At 64.1% G+C, this 12,681-nt stretch carries 10 protein-coding genes; 1 reads left to right on the top strand and 9 read right to left on the bottom strand.

Annotation, left to right across the window (positions count from 1 at the left end):
- Positions 1-206 precede the first annotated feature (206 nt).
- From VK92_RS16290 to VK92_RS16255, 8 genes are all read right to left on the bottom strand, one after another.
- Positions 207-1,319 (bottom strand): Rieske 2Fe-2S domain-containing protein, encoded by a 1,113-nt coding sequence (locus VK92_RS16290; RefSeq protein WP_048027461.1) that lies wholly within the window; start codon positions 1,317-1,319, stop codon positions 207-209.
- Between the two features lie 24 nt (positions 1,320-1,343).
- A complete protein-coding gene (locus VK92_RS16285; RefSeq protein WP_048027462.1) occupies positions 1,344-3,044 on the bottom strand; it encodes an NAD(P)/FAD-dependent oxidoreductase in 1,701 nt (566 codons plus the stop codon).
- A 58-nt stretch (positions 3,045-3,102) separates the two neighbouring features.
- Complete coding sequence (locus tag VK92_RS16280; RefSeq protein WP_048027464.1) at positions 3,103-4,188, bottom strand: monodechloroaminopyrrolnitrin synthase PrnB family protein; 1,086 nt, start codon at positions 4,186-4,188, stop codon at positions 3,103-3,105.
- Complete coding sequence (locus VK92_RS16275; RefSeq protein ID WP_048027466.1) at positions 4,188-5,804, bottom strand: tryptophan halogenase family protein; 1,617 nt, start codon at positions 5,802-5,804, stop codon at positions 4,188-4,190. Before VK92_RS16275 ends, VK92_RS16280 begins: the two co-directional genes overlap by 1 nt.
- 496 nt (positions 5,805-6,300) lie before the next feature.
- Positions 6,301-6,900, bottom strand: a complete 600-nt coding sequence (locus tag VK92_RS16270; RefSeq protein ID WP_048027467.1) for a LysE family translocator — start codon at positions 6,898-6,900, stop codon at positions 6,301-6,303.
- Between the two features lie 967 nt (positions 6,901-7,867).
- On the bottom strand, positions 7,868-8,842 hold the full coding sequence (locus tag VK92_RS16265) for a PLP-dependent cysteine synthase family protein (protein ID WP_224051587.1): 975 nt from the start codon (positions 8,840-8,842) through the stop codon (positions 7,868-7,870).
- A gap of 10 nt (positions 8,843-8,852) precedes the next feature.
- Entirely contained in the window at positions 8,853-9,260 is a 408-nt protein-coding gene (locus VK92_RS16260) for an MAPEG family protein (protein ID WP_048027470.1), read from the bottom strand.
- A gap of 219 nt (positions 9,261-9,479) precedes the next feature.
- Entirely contained in the window at positions 9,480-10,346 is an 867-nt protein-coding gene (locus tag VK92_RS16255) for an NmrA family NAD(P)-binding protein (RefSeq protein ID WP_048027472.1), read from the bottom strand.
- 208 nt (positions 10,347-10,554) lie between these two features.
- Here VK92_RS16255 and VK92_RS16250 point away from each other — a divergent pair, with 208 nt between their 5' ends.
- Entirely contained in the window at positions 10,555-11,487 is a 933-nt protein-coding gene (locus VK92_RS16250; RefSeq protein ID WP_048027473.1) for a LysR family transcriptional regulator, read from the top strand.
- A gap of 77 nt (positions 11,488-11,564) precedes the next feature.
- On the opposite strand, the gene VK92_RS16245 is transcribed toward VK92_RS16250, so the two are convergent.
- Positions 11,565-12,527, bottom strand: a complete 963-nt coding sequence (locus tag VK92_RS16245; protein WP_048027474.1) for a GlxA family transcriptional regulator — start codon at positions 12,525-12,527, stop codon at positions 11,565-11,567.
- Between the last annotated feature and the right edge of the window lie 154 nt (positions 12,528-12,681).

Here is a 12,681-nt window from a genome sequence, read left to right as displayed (position 1 = left end):
CAGCCGGGCCCGCGAAATCCTTGTGGCTCAGGCGCTTGAGCGCACCGGCCCGACGGCCGCCCGCCTGCCCGACGACGTGAAACGATGAACGCGAAAAAATGGCCCGTGCTCGGCCCGGGCGTGCCGGCCGCATGCGTTGCCGGCGCGATCCTGCTCATCGGCCGGTTCCCGGCCGCCGCTTCACGCCTCGCCTCACGCCTCGCCGCTCACTCGCGGCGGTGCGGTCGGGCGCCCGTCTCGGCGACGCGGTCGACCCAGCCCCGGTAGAACGCGCGGTACTTGAGCACGAGCTTGTCGTACCGGCTGTACGCACCGCCGCCGTCCGGCTTCATCCCGTTCCAGATCCTGACGTCGTACCCCGCGGCCTGTCGGGTCTGCAACCCGAACAGCACGTAGTCGGTCGCGCGGCGCAGCGCGCCGCCCACCTTCTTGATCGAGATGAGCATGTGCATGACGTTTTTGCCGTCGCTCACCGGCGTCACGCACTGGAGCAGCTTGTATTTGAAGTCTCCGTCCAGCGCGACGGTCATCACGCACCCGCCGGGGTAGCCGTCGAAGTGCAGGTTCATCTGCGACATGTTCAGGCCGAGCGCACGCGACAGCATGCCGAGGGGCCCGAAATACCGGTTCACGGTGAAGTCGATCCCGGCACCGAACCACGCGCCCGCCCGGGCCAGCGGCTCGACCTCCGGCCACGGGCGCCAGTCGTCGAACAGCTTGAGTTCGAAGGCCGAGATCGGGAGCGCGTGCACCGGGGTCGCGTGTTGCGCGTCGTAGAAGTTCTCGACGATCCGCAAGACCGCCGTCGTCGTCTCGAACGCGAAGTGCAGGTGCATGAAGTCGTCGTTGTCGACGTCGGCCGCGGCGATTTCGGGCAGCGGGTGCAGCGGCTGCGGGGAGCCGTACCAGACCCACACGTAGCCGTACCGCTCCGCGGTGACCCACGTCGGCTGACGCGCGCCGCGCGGAACGGGCTCCAGCTGCCGCACCACCTGGCTGTGCCCGGGGATGTGAACGCACCGGCCCTGCTCGTCGTACCGCCAGTGGTGAAACGGGCACTGGATGCACCCGTCCGTGACCCGCCCGTCGGCCAGGTTCGCGCCGAGGTGCGAGCAGTGGCGATCCATCACCACCGCCCGCCCGGTCGCGCCGCGCCACGCCACGCACGGACGGCCGAACAGCGTCAACTCCGCCGGCTTGTCCTTGAGGTCGTCCGAGCGCATCGCGACGTACCAGCTCGCGGCCACGCGCGTGGTCGCGTCGTACACCCCCGGGGCTTGCTCCGTGGCGACCGCTTGATCGAATTGAACGTCGTTCATCGTTTTCCTGGCGGTGTCGGCCGGCTACTTCAGCGCCAGGCCGATGCGGGTCGTGATGTACGCCTTGAGCAGCGCGAACATCGGGTTGTAGTCGAAGTACCGTTTCACCTCTGCCGGCGCGCTGGTTTGCGTCCAGTGCATCAGCTTCATCGCCGGCACCAGGCTGTACTTCGAGTTGTTGAGTTGCGGCCTGGCCCCGGTGATGCAGTACCCGAAGCCGAACATCGGCCTGGCGAACTCGCGTTCGTCGATGAGGGCGTGAATCCGCGCCGCGGCCTCCCCGGCCTCCTTGTGCCCGGCGCTCACGGCCTCGACCTCGGCCTTGGCGTCGTTGAACAACTGGTAGTACCCCTCCATGTCCGCGCACAGGTATCCGAGGTACGGAGGGTCGTTGTCGAGGTGGTCGAGGTCGCCCTCGTCACGCGACGCGCGGAACCTCGCATGGGCCTGCACGAGCCGGAACTGTCCGAGGATCGTGCCGACCGCCCACAACCTGTGGAACGCGTCCCACAGGCGGAAGTCCGCGAACGCCGTATAGCAGCAACTGACGAAGTCGTCGTTGTGGTCCAGCAGCTTCTGCTGCAGGCGCTCGATGTACTCGAAGCGCTCGGGAGAAAAGTCGTCGTCGCGCAGCGCCTTGATGAGGCGCGCCGCGAGCGCATGGATGGTCACCGCGGTGTTCTCGAGCCCCCGGGAGAACAGCGGGTCGATGAACCCGTTCGCATGCAGCATCAGGCAGTAGCGGTCGCCGACGCAGGCGCTCGACGAGAATTGCAGGCGGTCGGTCTTGACCCAGTCGCGCACCGGCACGGCGTCCCGGAACTGCGCCGCGATGCTCGGGAACCGCGCGAGGAACTCGTCGAATTCCTGCTGTGCGGAGATGTCGGTTTTCGGATAGACACGCGGGTCGAGCTGCAGGCCGACGCTCACCAGGTTGTTGGTCGATCGCGGGTGGTTGTTGAACGGAATCACCCAGAGCCAGCCGCCCGCGAACATGTGATGCAGGGTTCCCTCGTGCCAGCGCCAGCGCTGCCCCTTGACCTTGAAGATGTCGTCGAACGGCTTGACCCCGAGCATGTGCGTGTAAATGCTGCGCGAGTGCGTCTTGAAGCGGCACGGCTCTTCGCGGAGCTTGAACTTGGTCGCGAGCGGCGCGCGCGGCCCGCCGCAATCGATCATGTACCGGCCGGTGAACCGTTCGCCCTGGGCGGTGGTCACCGCGACGCCGTCCTTGTCGGCATGGTATTCGGTCACGTTCGTCTTCTGGCGCACCGTGCAGCCGTACTTGATCGCGGCCTGCAACAGGTAGGCGTCGACGTCCTGGCGGTAATAGTGGCTCTCCGGGCCCCACGGCAGTTCGGGAATCACGCACTGCGTGAATTCCTTCGGGTCGTGCTCCTGGCCGGGCTTGTGGAACACGAAGCCGAAGTTGCGTTTGATGCCCGTGCTCGACGCGACGTAACGCTGCGTCGCGTAGAACGACGTGATGCGGTCGAGCTCCGGAATGCCGTAGCGATCGGCGATGATGCGATTCATCAGGGACGTCTCGGGGATCGACGATTCGCCGATCGTGAAGCGCGGGTGCGACGACTCCTCGATGATCAGCACGCGAAACTGCTGGTTGGCCAGGATCGCCCCCATCTGGGTGCCGGACATGCCCGACCCGAGGATGATCACGTCGAAGTGGTTGCTGTCGCGCCCGTTCGCGGGGCTCTTTTGAGTCATGGGGGCACACTCTCCTTGTGAGATGGAACACATGGCCGCACGCGTCGGGAATCGGGTATCAGGGCTCGTCGAGCGCGGCGCGCAGGCGGGACCGCACGGCACGCGTGAGCGTGAGCAGATCGCCGAGCATGCTGGGCGCGTACCCCCCGCTGCCGATCGTCGGGCCGCTTCGCCCGACTTCGTACGCCCGCTCCGCCAATTTGACGTGCGGCGCGCGGAAGCGCAGCAGGATCTCGAAGACCCGGTCGAGGGCCGCCAGCCCGGCCACGACGGGCTCGCCCCGCGCGCCGAACGCCTGCACCTCGCCGAGCACGCGGTCGACGAGCGACGGCGCCCCGGCGAACCGCGCGTAGATCGCCCCGAACGCGGGAAGCACGTAGGGCAGGTACGTCTCCTTGAATTCCCGATAACCCGGGTGGTCCGATTGCGACCCCCACAGCACGTGCTCCAGCACGAAGAGCGGCATTTCCACCGCGCCGGGGCCGAGGTAGCTCCGGCCCCCGACCCGAATCGGTTCGTAGTACGGCCGAAGCTCGTCGTAGAAGACCTGCACCGAGATATAGCGGTACGCGTAAACGATCGATTCGACCATCTTGTGGAGATAGTCCGCCAGCTCGTCGCACCCTTCGGCGAACGACGGCGACCGCAGGGGCACGTCGTAAAGCTCGACGGTCATCCCGATGGCCGCCTCGAGCGCCGCCATCGAGATGCGCACGCTCTCGAGCAGGTGCGCTTCGTCGCGCAGCCCGGTGTAGCTCCGCTGCGCGTCGGCCGCCGCCGGGTTCCAGACCGTCACGTGCAGGAGCGTCTCGCGCGGCGGCAGGCCGGTCACGCGCGCCAGGTCGAGCAGCACCGGCTCGAGCCCGGGCACCGCGTCCACGGGCTCGTGGCCGTGCCGCTTGAGCGAGCCCAGGAAGAATCCGATGTCCCGCATCGCGGCGGCGGCTTCGACGAAGCCCCAGCCGGCGGGCGCGCCGCGCACCGGGAGGAACTCGCGCAACAGGCCGACGATGCCGGGCACGTCCTTTTGGCGGTTCAGGCCCGGCAGTTGCAGAACGAGTGCCCGCGCCCGCAGCGGATCGCAAGCCGCCACCGCGGCGTGCGTCGCCGCGAATGCGCATGCGCGGTCGAGGGTGCGCTCCACTACAGGATTTCCGGCGCCGCGAGCGTCGGCCCGGGCTGGCTGCGAGACAACCCCGCGCCGCCGTCGCGCAGCGACCGCAGGTAGTCGTAGTTGGTCGGCAGGCCCGTCCGCAGACGCTCGGCCTCGCGCCGGATGCGGGCGAACATCGCCTCGGCCTTGTCGATCGACTCCGGCCGGTGCTGCAAGAGCGGCAGCGACCGGTCGGGCAGCAAGCCCAGGCCCGCAAAGATGCAGTAATAGTTTCCGTTCAACCAGAAGTTCCTGAATTCGTAGTCGAACGTTTCGTAGTACGTTGAATCGTCGAACGACGTGGTGGTCAGCGGCAATCCGGCCTTGTAGCGCTGAACCTTCTCCTTGATGGCGTCCGAGAGGCGCAGGTCGTGCCGGTTCGCGAGCCAGAACGGCGTGTCGTCGCGCGACGAGGTGAAATAGTGCGCCTGGACGAAATCCCGGCAGTCGTCGAACATGTGGACGATCTCGGCGTTGAATGCGTCCGCCAGCCGCGGGTCGAACGAGGTATCGGGGAAGTGCTTCACGAGCTGGTAAAGCGCCGCGTAGATGAAGTAGATTCCCGTCGATTCCAGCGGCTCCAGGAAGCACGACGAGAGCCCGATCGCGACGCAGTTGTTGACCCAGGCCCGCCCGTTGCGCCCGACCCGGAACTTGATCTGGTTGAGCGGCTGCTTGTCCGAGAGGCCCCAGAGGTTGAGGAAGTCGGCGGTGGCCTGGTCGCGCGACGTGAACTTGCTGGAGAAGACGTAGCCGCTGCCGAACCGGCCCAGCATCGGAATCTTCCAGGTCCACCCCGAATTCATGGCGATCGCCGACGTGTACGGCTCGACTCCCACGCGCGCATCGGCGTTCGGCACGGCGCTGGCGACCGCGCTGTCGCACAGCAGGTGGTCGGACATGTCGATGAAGGGCTCTTTCAGCGCCTGGTTGATCAGCAGCCCCCGCATGCCGGAGCAGTCGATGAACAGGTCCGCCTCCAGCGTGCGCCCTTCCTTGGTGGACAGGCTGGCGATGTAGCCGCGTTCGTTCAGGTGAACCTGCTCGACCTCGTCGATCACCTGTTTCACCCCGCGCTCGATGGCCCAGCGCTTCAGGAAGTCGGCTACCAGGTGCGCATCGAAGTGCCACGCGTGGGACATCTGGCGGGTGCCGTCGGACAGGCACGGTGCGAGCTTGGCGTCGAGCGCCCCGGGCTGCGGGTAGCACGCGTACTCCATCGGCTGCTGGAAGCCCTGTTCGCGCTTGCGCATCCAGTAGTGGGTAAGCGGCACGCCGTCGCAGTTCGGCACGGTGCCGAACAAGTGGTAGAAATGATCATCGCGCGCATGCTCGGGGGACTTCCTCCAGTTCACGAACTTGATGGCGGCCTTGAACGCGCCGTTCACCTGGGGCATCCACTCCCGCTCCGGTATTCCGAGGAAGTCGAAGAACACCTTCTGCAAACTCGGGATGGTCGCCTCGCCCACGCCGATCCGGGGGATCGCCGCGGACTCGACGAGCGTAATGCTCGTGTGCTGCTGGAGCGCCCGGACGAGGTACGAAGCGGCCATCCAGCCCGCGGTGCCGCCGCCCACGATGACGATATTCTTGATCGGGTTGCTCATGACACGGTTCTCATAGGATTTGAAACCTGAAGGGATAGTGCCGCCTGATCGAGCTGAACGCGTAAATCGTCCGGTAACGCACCGGGAATGGATTGGCTTGCCGATGCGGCAATTGCCATTAGCGCATCGAATTCACATGAAACTTCAGATTCCCGAAGCTTTTCATACCGTTCGCGTAACCTGCCGGACACACCTTAACAGCGTTCACGACGGCACACCTCGCAAAATTTCATATCAATTTTCATTGCCCCAGAGAATTATTCAATCCATAAAATATCGACTAGATATTTTCCAGATGAACATTCACATTTTTAAAAATCAATCATTTCACTTTTAGCAAACGCATCGATTTATTGTATAAAAACGATAAACGAACTACCCAATTAACGGGAAACGAATGAGGTCGCCACCATTTGCGAAACGATGATGTCGACCCTTGCGCATTTCGGCGAACTTGACCTGCCCCCGGCGATGAGAGGGTGCTGCCCGACAGGCCTTAGCGGTTGAGTACGGAAAACGCCAGCGTGCCCGCGAACATCGCCAGCACGACCGACGCGCCGCGAAGCAGCGTTCCGGTATGGGTGGCCAGCGACCGGCGCGCCGTCAGGACGCCGCCGACCACAAGCCACATCGAACCGATCGTCACGGCGAGCACCGTGAAGACCGCGATCGAGCAGAGATAGAACGGAACCGATACGAAAGCCTGCGGGGGAAAGATCGCCGTGGCGAACAACAACGCCTTCGGGTTCATGGTCGTCGCGACGAACATGTCGCGAAAGCCGATGGTGCCCGCCCGGATGCCGTCAAGGTGCGGGCTTTTCCATAGTTGCAGGGCGAGATAGAAGATGTAGGCCGAACTCCCCAGCTTCAGCACATCGTAAAGCCAGGGCCGCGTGGCCGCGAAGGTCGCCAGGAAGAAACCCCACAGGGATATCGCGAAGCCGTAGCCCGATGCCTCCGCCACCAGGAGTCGCGACGATTGCCGGAAGCCGACCCTGATTCCCGAGGACAGCAACAAGGTATTTGTCGGGCCTGGCGTGGCCAGGACCAGCGAAACGTAGAGTGCCATCTTCAACATCACCTGGAATGTCGGCATCTTGCTTCCTTGGTGTCGATGACGGTCGCCATGTGTCGGGGCGAGTTGTCGTATCGGTTGGGGTCATTCTGCATTCGGGCTGCTGTGGGCGTGCGCGACAGGCGCTAGCTGTGCCCGGCAACCATGCTAATGGCGATCAGAGCAAACCAACTGGTTTCAACGGGATTTGGGGGAATGATGAATTTGTCACGGCATTGCCGTTTCGCAGCGAATTGTACGCCGCCGAACCGAATTATGTCGTGCCTGAAAATGCCTGCGCGCGAATAACAATAGACGCAATCAATGTTACTCAATCACACATTTTTTATTCCGAAAAGCAAAGCGTAACTTTCCGCGTGATTGATTCGATTACGTGCTATTAATCGCTTAATCGGGTCACGACGATCAGGATGGCCCCAATAGCCGTGAAGAGAATCGCGCGGTAAAGGCACGCATCACCTGCGCATCACTTTGAATATGCTGCGGGTCAAATCCGCCAATGCCGCCAATGGCCGGATCCATATAGGTTAATAACAGGCACCGCCCCTGCCGTTCGGCACGCTGACCTTCACACCGTCCACGCTGGCGTCGCTCACGCGCGCCGAAGTCCGCCGGCAACCGATCGATGCCGATGCCGAAGCCGACGCACTGCTGCCGACCAACCGTAACGACTGTCCGCCGTCGCACGCGCATCCCGATGCGGCACCGGTCGATCGTCGCTCAGCGGTAGAGGGCCGCGTCGCAGACGCCGTCCCTTTTCATTCGCTCCACCTCTTTATTATCAGGAATCCTTTCATGTCGGTCAGTAAAGCGATGCATCATCCAAGCGTGAGGCGGACGTGAGTGAACCCGAGGCCTTCCCGCCAGCACGGCGCCGCGCCCGACCCTGGATCGTCAGCGTCGTGCCGGTCGCGCTGACCGTCGTTCACCTGCTGCGCATGACGAAACCGGTCTCGGTGCAAAACGATGCGGCTACGACGAATGGCCTTCAGCCCGTCGTTGGCGCGAACGACTTCAGGTACTTCATGCCGGTGTCGCACATGATCGTCACGATCGTGGCATCCGGGCCAAGCCGTTCGGCGAGTCGCAATGCGCCAGTTACGTTGGCTCCGGTCGACGTACCGCAGAACAACCCCTCTTCGGCGGCCAGTCGGAACGCCATGGCTCTCGCCTCCTCCGTGGAGACACGCTCGAGCTCGTCAGCAATCCCGTCGCGCCAAAGCGGCACGACATAACCCGCGCCGATCCCGTCGATCTTGTGCGCGCCGGTAGGGCCACCCGACAGTACCGCGGATTCGGCGGGTTCCACACCGGCGATCCGAATGCGTGCATCGTGTTCGCGCAAGCGCCGCGAAATCCCGCGCAGCGACGCAGCCGTGCCGACGCTCTGGACGAAACCGTCGAGGCGGCCGCCGGTCTGCTCCCAGATCTCGTCGGCCATCTTCGTATAGGCGTTGAGCTGATCGGTGTTTTCCATCTGCGCCGTGATGTATGCGCCCGTCTCGCCGGCAATTCGATGCGCTTCGCGAATCATGTCCTTCGTCAGCTTCTCGGTTTGCTTGCCGTTGTCGCTGGGGACGAGCGTCAGCTTCGCGCCCAGCAGGCGCATGTGATCGAGCTTTTCCTTCGAGAACGCATCCGATGAAACCAGATGCAGCGGATGCCGCTTGACGGCACACACCAACGCCAGCGACACGCCGGTGCTGCCGCCGGTGTATTCGACCACTGCGCCGCCTGGCTTCAGACGCCCATCCCGCTCGGGAGCTTCGATCATCTCGAGCGCGATCCGATCCTTCATGCTGCCGGTTGGATTCTGACTTTCGAGCTTGACGAAAAGGCGTGCGCCGTTCTTCGGGACGACGTTTCGCAACGGGACGAGTGACGTGTTGCCGATCGTGTCGAGGATGTTGCCGGGAGTCGATTTCATGGTGACCTCTGAAGTAAACGGGCAAGTGAAACGCAAGTGCGTGGGGTTAGCTCGCGTGTCCGAGCAACGCAACAGCGAACGTGAGCGTCGCCGCGAAGCCGGCCAGGAAAGCGATCGTGCGAACGACGGGAATGCCGGCGGCGTAGACCACGTAGTGAACCAACCGGGCACCCAGATAAAGCTTGGCCGAGAACACCGTCGCCGGGCCGCTCGCCCCCGTCATCGCGCACATCAGCACGAGCGGGGCGAACACGGCGAGATTCTCGATCGCGTTCGCATGCGCGCTACGTGCGCGCTCCGCCCACGGCGGATCGGGCGGACGGGACGGATCGGGATTGTTCAGGGCCGCCATCAGGCCACGCGTCGTGATCCTGGCCAGCATGTACGGAATCCACATCAGCAGCGTTGCGAGCGCAGTGAGCGTCAGCAGGTGAAGTTCTGGCGAAAATGTCATCGGATGGGCCTTGTCGAACAGAAGGTGCGGCAGAGATCTGCGGATGCCGGAAATGCTTCGCAGTCTAGACTCGCGACGAGGCCTGATCCATAGTCACAAATGACATTAATAGCGACAATCACGACACAAGATCGAAACAGAATCCGGCAGTCGTTCGACCGCGACGATGCATCGTTGGCGCGTGGCACAAACGCGCCACACGTCGCCCACCGCATTCACTCAGACCGCACGCGACACAAGCTCGCCGAGAACCGCATCCAGTGCGATGTGCCCGCGCATGATTTCTTCCGGATTACTTTCGAAATCGATCCAGCCTTCGTTGAAGCCGTCCAGCATGCGCATGCGGGGTAGTGGATGTTTCATGCCCTGCGCGCGGAACAGCGCTTCCCACGTTCGCCTGTCGACGCCTTCCGCGCGCACCGGCCGCCCCAGAACGCGAGCGAAGGCGAGTGCAAGATCGTCGGGGCTCACGCGGCGCGGGCCCTCGAGCTCGACGACACGCACACCGCGCCAGGTCTGCTGGAGCAGTTCTGCCGCGACGCGACCTACGTCCGCGGTGGCGACCATCGGCACGGGCTTGTCGAGCGGCTGCAGGTAGCTGGCGACGACGCCATCGTCGCGCGCGGACGCGACGTCCCACGCGGCGTTCTCCATGAACCAGCCGGGCCGCAGGAACGTCACGGGCATCGGCATCTCGCGCAGCGCCTGTTCCATCAGCGTGCGTTGCGTGAGCAGATTGGGCTCGTCAGCCTGCGCACCGATCGTCGACAGGCAAACGACCTTTTCGGGGCGCGCCTGCAGAAGCGCCGCGGACACGGCCTCGATCACCTTCCGCGCCTCGGGAAACCCGGGCTCCGGATCGAACTCCGAAGGCGGCAGGATGAAAACGCCCGCAGCGCCCGTGAACGCGGCGGCGAGCGACGATGGGTCTTCCATGACGGCGGTCGCAATCTCGCACCCGCGCGCCGCCCACGCCCCTGCCCGCGTCGCGTCGCGCGCGACCGCGCGCACCGACCGCCCCGAGGCCAGCAGTTCGCTGGCCAATGCGCCGCCGACCTTGCCGGTGATGCCTGTTATCGCATACATGCTCGTTCTCCGTGTGTGAATACGTCGGTCGCATTCTGGCCAAACATCGAGCGAAACAAAACGACATGGATGGAAGCAGATAAGTGACAACGCGTCACTAATTCGGCATGATCGACGCAGACGACCGGCATGGCCGCGCTATCCGGCGTCGGCGTGTCGGCCTTCCGTGGGTCGCCCGCGATCCGCCACCGTATGCACTCGAACAACCATGAGATCCAGTAGCGAGAAACTGTCCGGCAGCATCAGCGTGTTCGCCGCCGTGGTCGATGCCGGCACGTTTGCGGCTGCAGCCGACGTAATAGGCATGACGCCGCCGGGCGTCAGTCGAGCGATTGCGCGACTGGAAAGAAGGCTGAACATCCGGCTGTTCAATCGAACGACGCGGTCGGTGTCGCTGACCGAAGAGGGCCGCAGGTTTTACGAGCAGGTCATGCCGCATCTTGCCGGGCTGGAGGAAGCAGCCGCGGCGGCCGCGGGCGGCGCCTCCGTCGTGCGCGGAAAGCTGCGAATCAACCTGGATCCCGTCGTTTACCGGGCCGTTCTCGGGCAACGACTCGATGCGTTCATGGACGCACATCCCGACCTCGAAATCGAGCTCATCGCGCGAGACAGCCTGGGCGACCTCGTCATGGACGGCTTCGACCTCGCCGTGCGATTCGGCGAACCGCGATCGTCCAGCCTGATTGCGAGAAAGCTGCTCGATACCGGCGTCGTGACGGTCGCGGCGCCCTCGTACATCGCTCGCCGGGGACGGCCGGCCAAACCCGAGGATCTCGAAAGCCGGAGCCATCGATGCCTTGAATTTCGCAACCCGGAGACAGGCAAGCCGTTCGCCTGGGAATTCCATCGTCGGCGCAAACGCATCGTGGTCGACACCCGGGGACGCCTCACGGTCAACGATCCGGGCGCGCTGCTCGGCGCGTGCCTCGCCGGTTCCGGCATTGCACAGATGCTGCTGCTCGGTGCCGAGCCGCTGATCGCCGACGGCCGGTTGATCAATCTCTTTCCCGAATGGGCCGACGAGCGGTATCCGTTATATGCGTACTACCCATCCCGGCATCACGTGCCGGCCAAGACGCGGGCGTTCCTGGATTTCATGGTCGAACTGACGGATATTCACGGCCGCGCCGGCATGCGCTAGTGCCGTTCCGGCGGCGCTCGCGGCCCCTTGGCGCTGCCTTCGCAGCGTACGGCAACACCGCTTTTCAAGGCCGGACGCTATCGATTGCCGGCACGCAATTCCCGCACCCCGCGGCCGAGCCTACGGCGCAACAAGGCCCGCAACGTCGCCGCATCCGCGTAGCCGACCTCGCTCGCAATCGTCTCCAGGTCGTAACCCATCGACACGAGATTCTGCGCCCGTTCGATGCGGAGATCCTGGACGAACGCCAATGGCGACTTCCCGAGTACCGCCTCGGTACGGCGCTGCAACGTGCGCGGTCCTACGGCCAATGCGGCGGCCGCCGCCTGAAGCGAAAAACCCGTGGAAAGATGCTCGCGGGCCCATCGCTCGAATCGAGCGACCAGCGGATCCGCATGGGCAAGGTAATCCGGAACGATGTATTCGGCCTGTGACGAACGCTTGTCGATCAGCATGAAACGGGCAACGAGCGTGGCCAGTTCGGGACTCGCCTGACGCAGCAACCACAGCGCAAGGTCGAGATGGCCCATGGCCGACCCCGCCGTCACCAGGCGATCCGCGGCGACGACCATGCGTGAATCGTCCAGATCGACTGCAGGATAACGTTGCCGAAAGAAGGGCGAGAGCGACCAGGTGGTCGTCGCCTCGCGATGATCCAGAAGCCCGGCTTCCGCCAGCACGAACGTACCGATGCAAGCGGCGGCGACACCGACGCCATCGGCATGCCACGCCCGAAGGTACGCCATGGCATCGCGCACGTCCGGACGCTCCAGCGCCTCGATCAGGCGCTCCGGCTGCCTGATGCCGGGCGCGGGCACGACCACCCAGTCGGCATGGCGTGCGCTGCTTGCGGGCTCCACCAGCATGGACAGTCCGTGCGCGGTACGGACGCATCTGCGTACGCCGACCACTTCGACGTCGAAGGGCGGCGCGGCAAAGCCCTGAGCGGCAGCCAGTTCGTTGGCCATCGCGAAGGTATCCAAAAACACCGTCAGGCCGGTGTCGAACAGCCCTTCGAGCGCCAGAATGGACAATCTCATGTCGTAAACACATCTATTAATGTCATTTACGACTATAGCCCGCTTTCCGTGAAAAACCTAGACTGCACAGCAATGCGGCGAAGATTTCTCCAACGACGCCGTCCATTTCATCTCGACCGCATCGGACATGCTCGCGCTGATTCGGTTGCGGCTC

Source organism: Burkholderia sp. LK4 (assembly GCF_001043615.1).
GTDB lineage: Bacteria > Pseudomonadota > Gammaproteobacteria > Burkholderiales > Burkholderiaceae > Burkholderia > Burkholderia cepacia.
This window is presented reverse-complemented; position numbering and strand designations above follow the sequence as displayed.

Excerpts from the sequence above, each read along its gene's own strand:
- VK92_RS16290 (WP_048027461.1), bottom strand. The coding sequence starts at position 1,319 with ATGAACGACGTTCAATTCGATCAAGCGGTCGCCACGGAGCAAGCCCCG.
- VK92_RS16285 (WP_048027462.1), bottom strand. The coding sequence starts at position 3,044 with ATGACTCAAAAGAGCCCCGCGAACGGGCGCGACAGCAACCACTTCGAC.
- VK92_RS16275 (WP_048027466.1), bottom strand. The coding sequence starts at position 5,804 with ATGAGCAACCCGATCAAGAATATCGTCATCGTGGGCGGCGGCACCGCG.
- VK92_RS16270 (WP_048027467.1), bottom strand. The coding sequence starts at position 6,900 with ATGCCGACATTCCAGGTGATGTTGAAGATGGCACTCTACGTTTCGCTG.
- VK92_RS16260 (WP_048027470.1), bottom strand. The coding sequence starts at position 9,260 with ATGACATTTTCGCCAGAACTTCACCTGCTGACGCTCACTGCGCTCGCA.
- VK92_RS16255 (WP_048027472.1), bottom strand. The coding sequence starts at position 10,346 with ATGTATGCGATAACAGGCATCACCGGCAAGGTCGGCGGCGCATTGGCC.
- VK92_RS16250 (WP_048027473.1), top strand. The coding sequence starts at position 10,555 with ATGAGATCCAGTAGCGAGAAACTGTCCGGCAGCATCAGCGTGTTCGCC.
- VK92_RS16245 (WP_048027474.1), bottom strand. The coding sequence starts at position 12,527 with ATGAGATTGTCCATTCTGGCGCTCGAAGGGCTGTTCGACACCGGCCTG.